Source organism: Cohnella abietis (assembly GCF_004295585.1).
GTDB classification, from domain to species: Bacteria; Bacillota; Bacilli; order Paenibacillales; family Paenibacillaceae; genus Cohnella; species Cohnella abietis.
Window position 1 is genome coordinate 3001351 of sequence record NZ_AP019400.1, and the last position, 16786, is coordinate 3018136.

A 16786-nucleotide genomic window follows, 5' to 3' on the forward strand; every position below is an offset into this window, starting at 1 on the left:
AGAGCATGATGGAGCCAGAATCGAAGCATAAGCATGTACATGCGGTGTTCGAGAGCATCGCATCTGATTACGATAAGATGAACGATATGATCAGCTTTAGACGACATAGAGCTTGGCGTCGGTTTACGATGCGTAAGATGGATGTTAAGCCAGGTCAAACCTCTTTAGATTTATGCTGTGGAACTTGCGATTGGACCCTTTCGCTTGCTAAAGCTAGCGATAAGGGGAAGACGATTGGTCTTGATTTCAGTCGTAATATGCTCGATATTGGACAAGCCAAAATCGATAAGCTTGGAATGGGAAATCAAATTACATTAGTTCAAGGTGATGCGATGGACCTTCCATTCGAGGATAATACATTTGATTTCGTCACAATCGGGTTCGGGCTTCGCAACATACCAGATATTGTTAAGACGCTCAAGGAAATGAAGAGAGTCGTTAAGCCTGGTGGTAAGATCGTATGCTTGGAGCTTTCTAAACCAACATGGCAGCCGTTCAAAGCACTTTATTATTTTTATTTCAATCGGGTGTTGCCACTGATGGGCAAATGGTTCGTGAAAAGATACGAGCAATATCGCTGGCTGCCCGAATCACTTGTGCCATTCCCTGATTTGCAAGCTCTCGCGGAGCTATTCCGTTCCATCGGAATGCGTAACGTAAAGGCATATCCGCTCACTGGCGGCGTAGCTGCATTGCACATCGGTACAAAGGGGAATGAAGGCGTATGATTTCCAAGCTTCGGACCTTTTTGGAAATGATTAAGTTTGAACATACCTTGTTTGCCCTTCCGTTCGCTTTTGTCGGAGCTATCCTCGGTGCGGTTACCATGGAGAAGCGACTGCCGGAATGGAGCGAAGTCGGCTGGGTTTTACTCGCTATGGTTGGGGCTCGTACGGCAGCAATGGGGCTTAACCGAGTAATAGATAAAGCGATTGACGCCCGTAATCCAAGAACGGCTACAAGAGCCATTCCTGCTGGGCTACTGAAATCGAAGGATGTACTTATTTTTATTGTTATTTCGTTAGTTTTATTGTTCTGGGCTGCAGCGCAGCTTAACAGTCTTGCTGTTAAATTACTGCCTTTAGCTGTACTTTTCCTTGTTGCCTATTCGTATACAAAGAGATTTACCTGGTTATGTCATATTGTTCTTGGGTTGACAATTGGTCTAGCTCCGCTAGGTGGTTGGGTAGCCGTTACGGGCAGTATCACTTGGACCTCCATTATTCTTTATATTACCGTCGCGTTATGGATAGCTGGCTTTGATATTATTTATGCCTGCCAGGACGAGGAATTTGACCGTAAGGAAGGTCTACACTCTATTCCAGTGAGATTTGGAGTAGCGGGGGCGCTTCGAATTGCTAAGCTGTTCCATGCGACTACTGCAGTTGGCTTTATCCTCTTGCTAATCCTGACAGATCTAAGCTGGTGGTATCTCGCGGGGACGATTGTTGCTGCGTTATTATTGCTTTACGAGCATAGGCTTGTTAAACCTAATGATCTGAGCAAGCTTAACGCTGCTTTTTTCACAATGAATGGTATTCTGAGCGCGGTAATTTTCGTATTCACGTTTATTGACCTAGTGGTGGTGAGATCGTGGTAATGGAAGCAAAGGCGACGATCGAATCTTCAGAGTCTAAAAGGTGGGTAATCGGGATTACGGGTGCAAGCGGTGCGGTATATGGAGTTACATTATGCCGCCAATTGCTTGCTGCTGGCTTTCATCCTCACTTAGTAATAACTGATGCTGGCTGGCGAGTGCTCAAAGAGGAGCTAGGCTGGGATGCGGCTCATCGCTTAGATTGTTTGAATAATGCTTTTGAATTCGCAGTAGCCGAAGGGCGAATGACTTATCACCCGCTTAACGATATTGGAGCAAGTATTGCAAGTGGGTCCTTTCGCTGCGAAGGTATGGTCGTTATGCCTTGCTCGATGGGATCTTTGGCTGCTATTGCAGCGGGAGCTTCTACCAACTTGCTAACTCGCTCGGCGGATGTCATGCTTAAGGAAGGACGTCCTTTGCTGCTTGTCCCGAGAGAAACTCCACTCCATGCTATCCATTTAGAAAACATGCTTAAGCTGTCACGCCTGGGTGTGCGGTTGATACCGGCAATGCCGGCTTTTTATAATGGACCGCAGTCTATCGAAGATATCGTTTCCTTCATGGTAGGCAAAGTGATGGACAGCATGGGGATTCAACACAATATATATAAAAGATGGGGACAACCCAATGAATAATGGAAACTCTCGGTCGATTAAGATCGGTCGTATACAATATACTAATGCATGGCCGGTATTTCATCATTTTGATCCCATGTCGCTTCCCTATCAAACAGAGATACACTCTGACATGCCTGCTACTCTTAATCGTAAGCTAAGAGCGGGTGAGATAGACATAGCAGCTATTTCTTCTTATGCTTATGGAATATCGTCTGATACGTACTATTTACTTCCGAACCTATCAGTAAGCTCATTCGGTCGTGTGCAATCTATATTGCTTTTTCTAAAATCTCCCCTTGAACAGGTTATTCATGGTAAGATCGCCTTAACGACAACCTCTGCAACGTCTGTGAATTTACTTAAGATAATTATGGAGAAGTTCTACGGCGGCAAACCTATCTATGAGGATGCAGAGCCTTCATTGGAGAAAATGCTGGAGAATGCGGATGCCGCGTTGCTTATTGGGGATCATGCGATTCGTGCCTCCTGGGTGGATCACGGATATCGCGTGCTCGATTTGGGTGAAGTTTGGAACGTATGGACAGGACACTGGATGACTTATGCATTATGGGCTGTGCACAAGAAAACAGCTGAGCAATATCCTGAAGCCATAGCTAGCCTATATCATGCATTGCTTGAAAGTAAGAGACACTCCTCTCAAGATCTTGAACCCATCGTTTCCAAGGCTACGGCGGAAATCGGGGGAACGTCTCAGTACTGGAGTAATTATTTCCGTCATTTGTGTCACGATTTCGGCCCAGACCAGAAAGCTGGCTTACAGCTCTACTTTAAGTACGCGCGTGAGCTTGGATTGATGACTGAAGAGGTTCAGCTTTCAGAATTACCTAGCCTACATGTTCCCGATAACCTATCAAAGCACAGGTGAATTTATGAAATTGATGCAGCTATATGCCGCTATGAAATCGGATTTACAAGCAATTGAAGACCAAATGGCAATAACGGTAGCCTCTGATTTGCCAACCCTAAGTGAAGCATCGCTTCATTTACTTAAGGCGGGCGGGAAGAGGATACGACCGATATTTGTGCTGCTGTCGGGCAAGTTCGGTACCTATTCGGTAGAAACGCTCAAACGGGTCGCCGTTCCTCTAGAACTTATACATATGGCTACATTGGTGCATGATGACGTTATAGATGATGCCAATATTCGGCGCGGCCAGCTTACCGTCAAGTCGAAGTGGGATAATCGCATAGCTATGTATACGGGTGATTATATTTACGCAAAGGCATTGACGGTAATTACCGAGCTAGACAAGCCTCGTATTCATCAAGTTCTATCGGGTTCCATCGTTCAAATGGTTATTGGAGAAATGGAACAGATACGTGATTTCTTTAATGTTGACCAGAGCGTGCGTAACTATTTGCTACGGATTCGACGCAAGACGGCGCTACTTATCGCTATAAGCTGTCAGCTGGGAGCTTTGGCAACAGATGCACCACCTCGAGCTAGCCATGCTCTATATCGGTTTGGCTATAATGTGGGTATGGCTTTCCAGATTACGGATGATCTTCTTGATCTATGTGGTACAGAGAAGGCGATTGGTAAGCCTCCGGGAAGCGATTTGAGGCAAGGAAACATTACGCTACCTGTGTTGTATGCTCTTCAAGATGCATCAATTAAGGATAAGCTGCTTGAGGAGATTGAGTTAATCAAGATCAGCGAGGGTGTTGCAAATTCTGCTGCTGCGGTTAAGCTTGTCCGCTCTAGTAGCGGTATTAAGAAAGCCGAGGAAATGGCTTCCAGATATATTGCCAAAGCTTTGAAAGCTCTGGAAGGACTCCCCGATATACCAGCTAAACGAAATTTGGCTGATATTGCCCGTATTGTTGCTAAACGAAGTTATTAAGAGCATTTTTTATGTTAAAATGATGATTACTATCGTTAGAAAGGAGAGTTTATATGGAAAAGACTTACTTAATGGTTAAGCCCGATGGAGTTCAACGGGGACTGATTGGTGAAATCGTCAGCCGTTTTGAACGCAAGGGGTTGAAGCTTGTCGCTGCTAAGCTTATGAATGTATCCTTGGAGCGAGCAGAGCAGCATTATGCCGAGCATAAGGGCAAAGATTTCTATGATATGCTCTTGAAGTTTATAACAGCAGGACCTGTGTTCGCAATGGTGTGGGAAGGCGATCAGGCAGTGGGATTATGCCGTGCTCTAATCGGAAAGACCAACGCTCTTGAAGCGGCACCTGGAACGATCCGCAGTGATTTTGCTATACATACGAATTTCAATTTAATTCATGGCTCGGATTCGCACGATAGCGCTGAGCGTGAAATCAGCATCTTTTTCTCCGAAGAGGAACTGGTTTCTTACGATAAGGTTATACAGGTTTGGATCTAATTGATTAAGGCTTTTGTGTTCGGATAGGTACAGATGCTTAACTCGGGGGAGAGCAGGATACGTTATGGGAGACATACGTTCCAATGTGAGTAGTAATGCGACTGTTTCGGATGATGAGGATTTCGCCCGTTTCATAGTCAATATTAAACGTTCGACCTCTATTGACTTGTCGCAATACAAAGAGAACCAAATGCGGCGCAGGTTAACTACCTTGCGTTCCAAATACGGGTATTCAACGTTTGCTGAATACTTCACTGCTCTATCAAGTGAAGCCAAGCTTCGCAATGAATTTCTGGATAGAATGACGATTAATGTTTCTGAGTTCTGGCGTAACCAGAATCGGTGGCAAGTGTTAAAGGATAAGTTCCTTCCCCAGCTTCTTAAAGCTTCTCCCCGTCTTAATATATGGAGCGCTGCATGCTCTACTGGTGAAGAGCCCTACACGCTTGGCATGATATTAGATTCACTGGATGCGCTAGATCGAACAACGCTCATTGCTACAGACATTGATGACGGTGTTCTAGCCAAAGCTAGGGAAGGCGTCTATTTAGAGCGTTCCTTGAGAGATGTCCCTGTAGAATATAAGAATAAGTATTTTACCCAAGTCGACGGAGCTTTTAAAGTATCCGATAAGCTGAAAAAAGCGGTAAAATTGCAAAAGCAAAACTTGCTATTAGATAATTTCGGAGATAAATATGATTTGATCGTTTGCCGAAATGTTATGATTTACTTCACAGAGGAAGCCAAGCATGTGCTTTATGGTAAGTTCGCTCGTGCGCTTAAGCCAGGCGGTCTCTTGTTCGTCGGGAGCACGGAGCAAATTTTTACTCCAGGGCAATATGGCTTGGAAACAGCAGACACTTTTTTTTACAGGCGGATGCTTTAAGCGTATGTTAAATAGGTTGCCAACCGATAATAAGGCTATTCAGGTTATTCGGGGGGAATTATGGATAAACGGAAGGTCATAGCCGCGTACAGACGAGGATTGATTTCTATGCAGGAATGTGCGCAAATTCTAGGTTTGGACAACGTAGAATTACTTGGTTATATGAGGGAATCGAGAGTCATACGACCGAAACCCAATAAGAAGCAGTCCGTCCGCAAATGACGGGCTGTTTTCTTGTCAAACGCTTTAACGCTGTACTATAATGATCAAAGATGTTCACGGAATTGAGTGGCTAAAGGGAGGAATAAAGCTTGAGTTTACGTTATTTGACTGCTGGAGAAACACATGGACCACAGCTTACTGCAATTATTGAGGGATTACCGAGTAATCTAGAGCTTGATTTCGAAGAGTTGAATTTTCAATTGCAACGTCGCCAGAAAGGCCATGGCCGGGGTCGTCGGATGCAAATAGAGACAGATACCGCGCAAATCGTTGGTGGGGTAAGACATGGTCGCACAACAGGTGCGCCAGTAGCTGTTGTTGTGGAAAATAAAGATTGGAAGCATTGGACCTCTGTTATGAATGTTGAGCCTGTTGAAGGCAGTGATGAAGCGAAACGTCGTGTGTTTCGTCCACGTCCAGGACACGCTGATCTTAACGGCGGCTTGAAATACAATCTTAAGGATTTGCGTAATGTGTTAGAGCGTTCTAGCGCTCGCGAAACTGCAGCACGTGTTGCAGTTGGCGCTATTGCTCGACAATTGCTTGCTAAATTCGGAATTAAAGTAGCTGGACACGTTGTATCGATTGGTGAGGTTACTGCAGCAACGCCTAATCTGCCTATTGATGAGCTTATTGCTGTGACTGAAGAGTCTTCGGTAAGAGTTGCAGATAAAGAAGCCGAACAGAAAATGATAGAGCTGATTGATCGCATGAAGGCAGAAGGCGATACCATTGGCGGCGTAGTTGAATGTATCGTTTCGGGCTTGCCAGTCGGACTCGGAAGCCACGTACAATGGGATCGCAAGCTTGATGGACGCATTGCACAAGCGGTTGTTTCCATTAACGCATTCAAAGGTGTTGAGGTTGGTATTGGCTTTGAAGCAGCACGAATTCCAGGCTCTAAGGTACATGATGAAATTTTGCATACCGCAGACAAAGGCTTCCACCGTGCATCCAATCGTGCGGGCGGCTTCGAGGGCGGTATGACAACAGGAGAGCCTATTGTTGTTCGTGGCGTAATGAAGCCAATTCCTACTTTATACAAGCCACTAGCAAGTGTTGATATCGATACGAAGGAAGCTTTTACTGCACAGGTTGAACGTTCAGATGCCTGCGCTGTACCAGCTGCAAGCGTCGTTATGGAGCACGTTGTAACTTGGGAAGTGGCGAAAGCATTTTTGGAGAAGTTCGGCGGGGATTCTATTGAGGAAATCCAAGCGAACCTGGACAACTACCTGAGCCAAGTAGAGGCGTACTAATGGCGGCGGGCGAAACGAGAGAGCTGACGGTTGATCTTGGGGAACGCTCCTATCCGATTTACATTGGTACAGGATTAATTATACGTATAGGAGAAATATTCAAGGAGCGGGCAATTCCGGTTAAATCTCCGATCTTGCTCGTAACAGATAGCTCTGTCGCGGACTTATATGCAGATAGGGTTGAAGAGGTTTTCGCTAACGCAGGCTATACGGTAACAACCGCTGTTGTACCGTCAGGTGAAACGTCTAAATCGTTAGAGATGCTGGATGAGTTAATCGGCGCTGCGCTAGAAGCAGGACTCGATCGTAAATCTACTGTCATTGCATTAGGTGGTGGAGTTGTAGGAGATCTAGCAGGCTTTGTAGCTGCGTCCTACATGAGAGGCGTTCGGTTCGTGCAGATTCCGACGACGATATTGGCTCACGATAGCAGCGTCGGAGGAAAAGTAGCTGTTAACCATCGTTTGGCCAAAAATATTATCGGCGCATTTCATCAGCCTGAATTCGTGCTATATGATCTCGACACGTTGGCGAGCTTACCATTGAGAGAAGTTCGCGCAGGGTTGTCGGAAGTGATTAAGCACGGACTTATCTGGAATGCTGACTTCGTTGCTTGGTGCGACGAGAATGCGGATAAACTGCTTTCTCTGGATTCAGAAGCACTTGGTTATGCACTGTATGAAGGCTGCAAGGTGAAATCGATTGTTGTATCCCGCGATGAGCGTGAGAATGATCTGCGCGCTATTCTCAATCTGGGGCATACGATTGGTCATGCACTTGAAGCTGTTGCGGGCTATGGTGAGCTGCTACACGGAGAAGCGATTGCTATCGGAATGGTCGGATCAGCAAGACTGGCCGCTAAGTTTGGCTACTCTTCGGAAATTGCCGAGGAGACAGAACGGATTTTCAAGAAATTTGGGCTCCCTGTTCGCATTCCAGCTAGCTGTGATCCAGAAGAAATTATGAGTGCTATGCTACACGATAAGAAATTTTCCGAGGGTAAAATGGTATTCGTAGTTCCCACCGCCATCGGAAGCGTGGAAATTCGCAATGATGTGCCTTCCTCGTGGGTAAGAGAAATCGTGGATGAATTGAGAGAGGGGAATTAACAACCATGAGTGTTAGGGGAATCCGCGGGGCTATTACGGTTGAACTGAATGAAGAAGGCCCGATTCTGGATGCAACAATTGAACTATTAAAAGGGATCATAGAAGTTAATCAATTCGATCCTGAAGATATAGCAAGTGTATTCGTAACGGTTACACAAGATTTGGATGCCACCTTTCCTGCTCGTGCGATTCGTCAAATGGCAGGCTGGGAGCTTGTTCCACTTATGTGTTCCCTTGAAGTACCGGTTAAAGGCAGCTTAGAGAAGTGTATTCGCTTAATGGTACAGGTTAACACGGATCTTCTTCAGAAGGATATCCGCCATGTTTACTTAAACCGTGCACAAGCTCTACGTCCAGATTTAGCGGCGAAGTAAAAGTGGTGGTGTCGCAGGTATTTGCAGCGATCGCAGACCGCAGACCGCAGACCGCAGACCGCAGACCGCAGACCGCAGACCGCAGACCGCAGACCGCAGACCGCAGACCGCAGACCGCAGACCGCAGACCGCAGACCGCAGACCGCAGACCGCAGACCGCGAATTACAACTTGCTTCTCTGTTTGTTTTCAGTTAATCTATTTATGATTTCGCAATTATAAAACAATTAACGCGTGAAGCACACGCCATTTCCCTTATCTAGGGAGATGGCGTTTTTTTGTACGATTAGCGTTCTATGCCAATGTGCCCGATACAAACGTATGCCATCGTCCGAAGGACGGCGAAGTTGTTTACTTGTGTAACTTGAAGTGTATAACTTTTTATCAATGGGAGGAGAAGTGAAAATGTATAAATCCGAATATGCCGAATTACTTGAGGAGCAGAAAAGTAGTGCAACAGGAGCACGTCTGGAACAATTGAATAAACAGGGTGAGGGAGAGAAGAAGCTGTGTGAGGAAATAATTGGTCCCGTTTTGAAAACTTTTAAAGGGATCGTTCTTGAGAAGGAGATTGTTACACTTTCAGGTGTAAAGGTTTATATTGATGCTTATTATGAACCTTTAAGATTCGGATTTGAAGGCGAAGGCTTCGTCGTTCATGCGGAGAATATTACCCGTTCTAGGTTTGATTTTGAACGTCAAAAGATACGCTCTATGGTCGCATATGGAATCAAATACATTCCTTTTTCCTGGGATGAAATGGATAAGAAGGCGGATGCGTGCCGACGAACGGTCTATGAATTAGTTGGAAGGTACTCAGGGCATACGGGTACCTCCTACCAGGAGGTATCTCTCTATGAGCGGGAAGTCATAAGATATGCACTTCGGCTAGGACGTCCAATAAAGATGAGCGATGTTCGGGAGTGTCTACAGTCAAGCAACGATTTTTGTCATGGGGTGTTAAAAAATATGTTGGTTAACAAATGGATAAGACCGTTAAACGAAACGGCTGAACGTCACCATCAATATGTATTAAGTGAGGAAGCGAGCAAGCACTTGTGGTAGTTTTTGTTTAGACCGCTGGGAACGGACTAAATGAGCTGAAACCGGGTATGAGGAAGCAGTAAGCCGCTATGGGCGGACTAAATGAGCTGAAACCGGGTTTGAGGTAACTTTAAGCCGCTGGGAACGGACTAAATGAGCTGAAACCGGGTTTGAGGTAACTTTAAGCCGCTGAGAACGGACTAAATGAACTGAAATCGGGTTTGGAGTAGCTGCAAGCCGCTGAGAAAGTACTAAATGGGCAGAAACCGGGTTTGGAGTAGCTGCAAGCCGCTCTCAGCGTGCTAAATGAGCAGAAACGGGTTTTGAGGTATCTGCAAGCCGCTCTCAGCGTACTAAATGAGCAGAAACCGGGTTTGGAGTAGCTACAAGCCGCTCTCGGCGTACTAAATGAGCAGAAACCGGGTTTGAGGTAACTTTAAGCCGCTGAGAACGGACTAAATGAGCAGAAACCGGGTTTGAGGTAACTTTAAGCCGCTGAGAACGGACTAAATGAGCAGAAACCGGGTTTGAAGTAGCTGCAAGCCGCTCTCAGCGTACTAAATGAGTAGAAAGGAGGTTTGAGGAAGGTGTATGCCGCTGAGAATGTACTAAATGAGCAGAAATGGGTTTTAGAGTAGCTGCAAGCCGCTGAGAACGTACTAAATGAGCTGAAACGAGGTTTGATAAGGAATGGTTATTATTAGTTGACTCCAAATGTGCTGGAATGCTATATTAATATACATATTATACATGGCGGAACGGTCGACCAGAGGGGCGACAACTTACGCTTATGTGAGCCGAGTAGAGATGAGATGAGCGGAGTAACCGTGTCATTAGCGTAGCTATATTTTATACGCGATGAAGTCGGAACTAACTTATCGAATGTGCGCATCTCTGCGGAGCAGGGGTGCTTTTTTAATGGCTTTTAGGCCGCAAACATACAAAATTACAGGCGAATAACCCGTGCAACGCGACGACGGTCAATAAGGGAGAGATCGATTATGGATCAGCAGGAGCTACAGGAAATTAAAGCAATGGCAGGAAAGTATAACGTCATTCCGGTCGTCCGCAGATTACTGGCTGATACGGAGACGCCAATCCGCGTATTCCAGCATCTAAGCAAGGACAAGTATGCATTTCTCCTTGAGAGCGTTGAGGGTGGTGTGAAATGGGCGCGGTATTCCTTTATTGGGACGGACCCATTCCTCCTGTTGAAGCTAAAAAAGAACAATCTAACATTGGAGCAGAACGGGAAGACAGAGTCCTTCCACACAACCGAGCCGCTCCAATTGCTGCGTGAAAAGCTTCGCTCGTATCGCAGTCCGGCAATACCAGAGCTACCCCCTTTTACAGGCGGGGCAATTGGATTTTTCGGGTACGATCTACTGCAATATTATGAGAAAAAGCTTCCGCCGCATCCAACAGACGATCTGAACATGGATGATATGCAATTTATGTTTTGCGATCGTGTTATCGTATTTGACCACTTCAAGCAGCAGGTGCTTGTAATCGGGAATGTTCACATTGCCGAGGGAGCGACAGATGCGGATATCGAGAAGTCGTATGCTGATACGTGTAACATTATTGCTGAGACCATTCGTCGCATTCAACAGCCGCTTCCGATCCAGCCATCTAGAGGCACACCACCGCACGATCCGGAGCTGGGTGAAGTTTCTTCTAATCTTACCAAGCAACAGTTTTTAGATAATGTGAACCAAGCTAAGGAGTATATTCGCTCCGGGGACATTTTCCAAGTGGTGCTTTCCCAACGGTTTCATATTGAGACAGAGGTTGACCCGCTGCACGTGTATCGTGTGCTGAGGACGATGAATCCATCTCCCTATATGTATGTGTTAAAGCTGGATGATGAGGTTATTGTAGGCACATCTCCTGAGCTACTGGTCAAGGTAGACGATGGCAAGGTGGAAACCCGGCCAATCGCAGGCACAAGACCTCGTGGTAAAACACCAGAAGAGGATCTTGCCTTTGAAAAAGAGCTGCTAGCCGATGAGAAAGAGCGTGCGGAACACGTTATGCTAGTCGACTTGGGTCGCAATGATCTGGGCAGAGTGTCTACATTCGGTACAGTGAAATGTGACAGCTATATGGAAGTAGAACGGTACTCCCACGTCATGCACATCGTATCGAATGTGACTGGTCAGCTGAGACCGGATAAGGACTTCTACGATGCATTTCTCTCATGCCTCCCAGCAGGTACGGTATCTGGCGCTCCAAAGCTTCGTGCCATGGAGATCATTGCTGAATTAGAAAATGAAGCAAGAGGAGCATATGCAGGAGCTATCGGATATCTTGGGTTTTCTGGCAACTTAAATACATGTATCACCATTCGGACGATTATTTTCAAGCATGGCAAAGCTTACGTACAAGCAGGAGCGGGAATCGTATGGGATTCCGTGCCTGAGAATGAATATGAAGAAACGGTCAACAAGGCCAAGGGTATGCTTAAAGCTATTCGTTCTGCGGAAGCAGCATTTTCAACACCTAATTCTCATCAGAGCAAAGTGAATGAGTTTCCAGTTGTTGTTGCCGGTGATCGTCGCACGAATTTGGACTATGATTAAGGGGAAGGGGAATAAGGCGATATGAACGACACTCTCTCGATAAGTCTGCCAGAGGTATTGGTTAAGCTAATAAATGGCGGTAATTTAACGCGTGATGAAGCATTCGGAGCGATGACGACAATTATGAAGGGTGAAGCAACACAAGCCCAGATTGCCGGAACAGTTATTGCGCTTAGGATGAAAGGTGAGACGGTCGACGAAATTACTGGCTTCGCTGAAGCGATGCGAGCCTTCTCGAATCATGTTGCCACGGAAAACCTTGATCTACTGGATACATGCGGAACCGGAGGCTCTGGCATTCATAAATTCAATATTTCTACTGTTTCTGCTGTTATTGCTGCATCTGCAGGCGTTCGAGTTGCCAAGCATGGCAATCGGGCAATGTCAGGTAAGGCTGGTAGTGCAGATGTTCTAGAAGCACTGGGTGTGAATATTAATCTGACAGCTGAACAAGCAGCGATCTGTCTGGAGCGTACAGGAATATGCTTTATGTTCGCCCAGTTATTTCATCCTGCACTTAAGCATGCCGCGGCCCCAAGACGTGAGCTAGGCGTTCGTACCATTTTTAATATGCTCGGTCCTTTAGCCAACCCAGCGAATGCTGATCGTCAGCTTATCGGTTTATATGATCGGACTCGTACGGCTACTGTGGCTGAGGTTCTCTCTCGACTTGGTTTGCAGAGAGCGATGGTCGTTGGTAGCTATGACGGCTTGGACGAAATTAGCATTTCTGCGCCAACTCAAGTATCGGAGCTGCGTAATGGGGAAGTTATAACCTACGATATTACACCAGAGCAGCTTGGACTTTCCACTATATCTTTAGGTGAGGTTCAGGGCGGGGATGCCTCTGAAAATGCGAAGATCATTCACAGAATACTTAATGGCGAGAAAAGCGCTTATCGTGACGTCGTGCTTGCGAATGCAGGAGCTTGCATTTACGTTGCCGGAAGAGCGGATACCTTAACTGAAGGTGTTAGCTTGGCTGCAAAAACGATCGATTCCGGACTAGCTGCAAATAAACTACAGCAATGGATTGCTACGACAGGAGAAGTGAGCCATGTTTCTTGATCGCATTGTCGCTACCAAGCATGAAGAGGTAAGCGCGCTTAAACAAACGTTGCAAATCGGCCAAGCTGAGAGAACAATTGCCGACCTTGCTCCAGCCCTCGGGTTTGAGAGAGCATTGAGCGGGCGTAATCGCCCAGTTGGATTAATTGCGGAAGTGAAGAAAGCAAGTCCATCTAAGGGACTCATTCGTCCGGATTTTCATCCGGTTAGCTTAGCACAAGCCTATGAAGAAGCAGGGACGGATTGCATTTCTGTACTGACGGATAAGGATTATTTTCAAGGCAGCAACGAGTATCTTAAGCAAATTCGTGAAAAAGTAAGAGTACCTTTGCTGCGCAAGGACTTTACTATCGACGAACGGCAAATCTACGAAGCTCGGCTTATTGGAGCAGATGCGATTCTTCTCATTGCTGCGATTCTGACAAAAAGCCAGCTGTCTTCGTTCTATACGCTAGCTAAGGATTTGGGGTTGGACGTGTTAGTGGAGGTTCATAATCGTCCTGAGCTGGAAACTGTTTTAGATATAGGCAAAGCAACACTCATTGGGGTCAACAACCGAGATCTGAAGACGTTCGTTACCGACCTCAAAGTGACTGAGCAACTAATTGGACTTATGCCCAAAGGAATTGTCGCGGTTAGCGAGAGCGCTATTTCCACAACAGAAGATGTTGCATTCGTTCGTGAAGCAGGTGCGCAGGCAGTTCTTATTGGAGAACATTTTATGCGTCAGCCGAACATTCAACAAGCGGTAAATGACCTTCTCGGTCCAGTAACGAACGAAGGAACAACGAGATGACGAAACAACAAGCACCTCAGGTAAAAATATGCGGAATTAAGGAAGAAGCGACATTGCAGGGGATGAGTGGACTTGCAGTGGATTATATAGGCTTTATGTTCGCTAAAAGCCGCAGGCAGCTCACAATTGAGCAAGCAGGCAAGCTTATTCCGTTCTCTAAGTCGATTCCGATGGCTAAGGGAAAGCCTCCTTTAACCGTAGGGGTGTTCGTTAACCCAACGATGGAGCAGTTAGAGGAGACGTTAGTGGCTGTTCCGCTTGATGTTGTCCAGCTGCATGGTGATGAGACGCCTGAATTCAGTCGTGAGGTAGGAGAGCGCTTTAAGGTGGAGGTGTGGCGTGCGTTGCCAGTAACCGAGGAAGCGGGTCCTCCTAGCGCATGGACGGGCGCAGAACGTCTTGCTGCATACAAGGGTGCAGTGACCACTATACTGCTCGATACGGCCGGTGGCGGCACGGGAAAGACATTTCACTGGGACGTTATTCCTTCCTATCAGGAAGCAGCGCGTAGCCATGGCTTGCGATTGTTCATCGCAGGTGGGCTTAATCCAGATAATGTAGATCAGTTAATAACAACCTACCATCCAGATGGTGCCGATATTTCTAGCGGCGTGGAAACTGACGGGGTTAAAGATAATAGTAAAATCGCTGCATTCGTAGAAAGGGTGAGAAGCTCATGAGTCAAGTACCTGATGAACACGGACGTTTTGGTCCTTTTGGCGGTAAATATGTTCCAGAAACGTTAATGAACGCGCTAATCGAGCTAGAGGAGGCTTATCTGAAATATAAGGATGATCCTGATTTTCTGGAGGAAGTCCGATATTTGTTGAAGCAGTATTCGGGACGCCCGACTCCGCTGTATTACGCGGAAAGATTATCCCAGCATCTAGGCGGAGCTAAAGTCTATCTCAAGCGCGAGGATCTTAATCATACTGGCGCACATAAAATAAATAATACTATCGGACAAGCGGTACTCGCTAAGCGTATGGGGAAAAAGAAAGTCATCGCCGAAACGGGCGCGGGTCAGCATGGTGTTGCATCGGCTACAGTCGCGGCTCTAATGGGGCTCGAATGCAAGGTTTTCATGGGGGAAGAGGATACGAAGCGTCAGCAATTGAACGTATTCCGCATGAAGCTGCTCGGCTCAGAGGTTATTCCGGTTATGTCAGGTACACGTACATTGAAAGACGCTTGTAACGAAACACTTCGTTACTGGGTTAGCCATGTTGATGATACGTATTACATCCTTGGTTCTGTAACTGGGCCGCATCCTTATCCGATGATGGTTCGTGACTTCCAACGCATTATCGGCTTAGAAACACGAGAGCAAATTCAAGAAGCTGAAGGTCGTTTGCCAGATGTTATCGTGGCAGCGGTTGGAGGCGGAAGTAATGCAATTGGTATTTTCCACCCGTTCATTGAAGATAAGGACGTTCGTCTTGTAGGAGTCGAAGCTGCTGGTCGCGGTGTAGATACAGATGAGCATGCTGCTACAATGACTAAAGGACGCCCGGGAGTATTCCAAGGCTCTATGAGCTATGTTCTTCAGGATGAGGGAGGACAGGTATTGCCGGCTCATTCTATCTCTGCAGGGCTTGACTACCCAGGTATTGGACCAGAACACGCCTACTTGAAAGATATCAAACGTGCGGAATACGTTCCGATTACGGATAAGGAAGCACTAGACGCTCTGGGCATACTCTCACGCATGGAAGGGATCATCCCAGCGCTTGAATCTGCGCATGCAATTGCTCAAGTGCTTAAAATTGCACCAACAATGAGTAAAGACCAAATTATTGTCGTGAATCTTTCTGGACGCGGCGACAAAGACGTAGAGTCTATTATGTCTTATCTAGCAGTTGAGGAGGGGCAAAATTCATGAGTACCCAAACTGGTCCTAATGCAATAGATGTCGTCTTCGCTGAGTTAAAAGCCAAAGGCGAAACGGCGCTTATGCCTTTCATGACGATGGGCGATCCTGATCTGGAAACATCGGTTGCCTTAGTTCAAGCGGCGGAAGCAGCTGGAGCTCATATGATTGAGCTTGGTGTACCTTACTCTGATCCGCTTGCAGATGGCCCCGTCATTCAGCGTGCCTCTGAGCGAGCGCTCAAGAACAAAATCAGTCTAACGGACTGTATGACTGTGGCTTCTAAAGCGAGACAGCTTGGAGTCAAAATGCCTTTTATTTTGTTCAGCTACTTTAACCCAGCCTTGCAGCTTGGTTTGGAACGGTTTTTTGATTTATTGAAGGAGCATGGCTTCAGTGGGGTAATCATTCCGGATTTACCTCTCGAAGAAGATTCAGAAGCTCGCGCCCTGGCGGAAGCAAGTGGCATTCATTTAATTCCTCTCGTGGCTCCGACTTCTGAAGCACGTATCGAGCGAATCGCCTCTCAAGCCAAAGGATTTGTTTATTGCGTATCATCGCTAGGAGTAACGGGAGTTCGCTCTACCTTTCATGAGGGAATTGATTCCTTCTTGAGCACAGTTCGCAGAGCAGCCTCTGTTCCAATCTGTGTCGGCTTCGGCATCTCCTCCCGGGACCATGCGGAGCGCTTTGCAGGGCAATGTGACGGAGTTATCGTTGGAAGTGCAATTGTTCGTCAGGTTGAAGATGCGTTGCCGCTACTAACCTCCTCCAATGAGGTGGAACGCAAGCAAGGGCTTCAAGCTGTCCAAGATTTTATCGCTGGATTAAAGCCGAGGGCAACTATCATTTAAGCTGTGTAATCTTGCCTAATACTTAAACCTATCTGTACAGCACCGCGTTGTTGTGTCACAATAGAATACACATTTCCATACGGAGCGCCTGACGTTCCGCCTCTGGCGGAGCTAGTATCGCTCCGTTTGTCTTATCTCAGGAGG

Annotated in this window: 19 protein-coding genes; all 19 read left to right on the top strand. The window is 46.5% G+C overall.

Translation table 11 applies throughout. The features are described 5' to 3' along the window. Positions 1–5: 5 nt before the first annotated feature. The 19 genes from KCTCHS21_RS12780 to trpA all read left to right on the top strand — a co-directional run bounded on the left by KCTCHS21_RS12780 (position 6) and on the right by trpA (position 16642). Positions 6–728, top strand: coding sequence for a demethylmenaquinone methyltransferase (locus tag KCTCHS21_RS12780; RefSeq protein WP_130608500.1), 723 nt, complete (start codon positions 6–8; stop codon positions 726–728). Further along, the gene (locus KCTCHS21_RS12785; protein WP_130608503.1) at positions 725–1600 is read left to right on the top strand and encodes a UbiA-like polyprenyltransferase; all 876 of its coding nucleotides are present in this window, start codon (positions 725–727) and stop codon (positions 1598–1600) included. Before KCTCHS21_RS12780 ends, KCTCHS21_RS12785 begins: the two co-directional genes overlap by 4 nt. Continuing rightward, complete coding sequence (locus tag KCTCHS21_RS12790) at positions 1600–2235, top strand: UbiX family flavin prenyltransferase (protein ID WP_130616492.1); 636 nt, start codon at positions 1600–1602, stop codon at positions 2233–2235. Before KCTCHS21_RS12785 ends, KCTCHS21_RS12790 begins: the two co-directional genes overlap by 1 nt. Next, positions 2228–3103 carry a menaquinone biosynthetic enzyme MqnA/MqnD family protein gene (locus tag KCTCHS21_RS12795; RefSeq protein WP_130608506.1) on the top strand — a complete coding sequence of 292 codons (876 nt, stop codon included), beginning with the start codon at positions 2228–2230 and terminating at the stop codon, positions 3101–3103. The genes KCTCHS21_RS12790 and KCTCHS21_RS12795 overlap by 8 nt, the downstream gene beginning before the upstream one ends. A 4-nt stretch (positions 3104–3107) precedes the next feature. Further along, on the top strand, positions 3108–4082 hold the full coding sequence (locus KCTCHS21_RS12800) for a polyprenyl synthetase family protein (protein WP_130608509.1): 975 nt from the start codon (positions 3108–3110) through the stop codon (positions 4080–4082). Between the two features lie 53 nt (positions 4083–4135). Further along, positions 4136–4579 (top strand): nucleoside-diphosphate kinase, encoded by a 444-nt coding sequence (gene ndk, locus KCTCHS21_RS12805; RefSeq protein WP_130608512.1) that lies wholly within the window; start codon positions 4136–4138, stop codon positions 4577–4579. Between the two features lie 64 nt (positions 4580–4643). Continuing rightward, positions 4644–5465 carry a CheR family methyltransferase gene (locus KCTCHS21_RS12810; protein ID WP_130608515.1) on the top strand — a complete coding sequence of 274 codons (822 nt, stop codon included), beginning with the start codon at positions 4644–4646 and terminating at the stop codon, positions 5463–5465. 60 nt (positions 5466–5525) lie between these two features. Further along, positions 5526–5687: a hypothetical protein gene (locus KCTCHS21_RS31375; RefSeq protein ID WP_170211429.1), complete on the top strand. Its 162-nt coding sequence runs from the start codon at positions 5526–5528 to the stop codon at positions 5685–5687. 89 nt (positions 5688–5776) lie between these two features. Then, a complete protein-coding gene (gene aroC, locus KCTCHS21_RS12815) occupies positions 5777–6946 on the top strand; it encodes a chorismate synthase (RefSeq protein WP_130608518.1) in 1170 nt (389 codons plus the stop codon). Beyond that, on the top strand, positions 6946–8055 hold the full coding sequence (gene aroB / locus KCTCHS21_RS12820) for a 3-dehydroquinate synthase (protein WP_130608521.1): 1110 nt from the start codon (positions 6946–6948) through the stop codon (positions 8053–8055). Before aroC ends, aroB begins: the two co-directional genes overlap by 1 nt. 5 nt (positions 8056–8060) lie before the next feature. After that, entirely contained in the window at positions 8061–8429 is a 369-nt protein-coding gene (gene aroH, locus KCTCHS21_RS12825) for a chorismate mutase (protein ID WP_130608525.1), read from the top strand. A gap of 8 nt (positions 8430–8437) precedes the next feature. Further along, positions 8438–8650: a hypothetical protein gene (locus tag KCTCHS21_RS30900; RefSeq protein WP_162309321.1), complete on the top strand. Its 213-nt coding sequence runs from the start codon at positions 8438–8440 to the stop codon at positions 8648–8650. Positions 8651–8833: 183 nt separating this feature from the next. Beyond that, complete coding sequence (locus tag KCTCHS21_RS12835; RefSeq protein WP_130608528.1) at positions 8834–9493, top strand: hypothetical protein; 660 nt, start codon at positions 8834–8836, stop codon at positions 9491–9493. 980 nt (positions 9494–10473) lie between these two features. Further along, complete coding sequence (gene trpE / locus KCTCHS21_RS12840) at positions 10474–12054, top strand: anthranilate synthase component I (RefSeq protein WP_130608531.1); 1581 nt, start codon at positions 10474–10476, stop codon at positions 12052–12054. Positions 12055–12075: 21 nt separating this feature from the next. After that, positions 12076–13122, top strand: coding sequence for an anthranilate phosphoribosyltransferase (gene trpD / locus KCTCHS21_RS12845; RefSeq protein WP_130608535.1), 1047 nt, complete (start codon positions 12076–12078; stop codon positions 13120–13122). After that, on the top strand, positions 13112–13918 hold the full coding sequence (gene trpC, locus KCTCHS21_RS12850) for an indole-3-glycerol phosphate synthase TrpC (protein ID WP_130608538.1): 807 nt from the start codon (positions 13112–13114) through the stop codon (positions 13916–13918). The genes trpD and trpC overlap by 11 nt, the downstream gene beginning before the upstream one ends. Beyond that, positions 13915–14598, top strand: coding sequence for a phosphoribosylanthranilate isomerase (locus KCTCHS21_RS12855; RefSeq protein ID WP_130608541.1), 684 nt, complete (start codon positions 13915–13917; stop codon positions 14596–14598). Before trpC ends, KCTCHS21_RS12855 begins: the two co-directional genes overlap by 4 nt. Then, a complete protein-coding gene (gene trpB, locus KCTCHS21_RS12860; RefSeq protein WP_130608544.1) occupies positions 14595–15800 on the top strand; it encodes a tryptophan synthase subunit beta in 1206 nt (401 codons plus the stop codon). The genes KCTCHS21_RS12855 and trpB overlap by 4 nt, the downstream gene beginning before the upstream one ends. Then, positions 15797–16642 carry a tryptophan synthase subunit alpha gene (gene trpA / locus KCTCHS21_RS12865; RefSeq protein WP_130608547.1) on the top strand — a complete coding sequence of 282 codons (846 nt, stop codon included), beginning with the start codon at positions 15797–15799 and terminating at the stop codon, positions 16640–16642. The genes trpB and trpA overlap by 4 nt, the downstream gene beginning before the upstream one ends. Positions 16643–16786 lie beyond the last annotated feature (144 nt).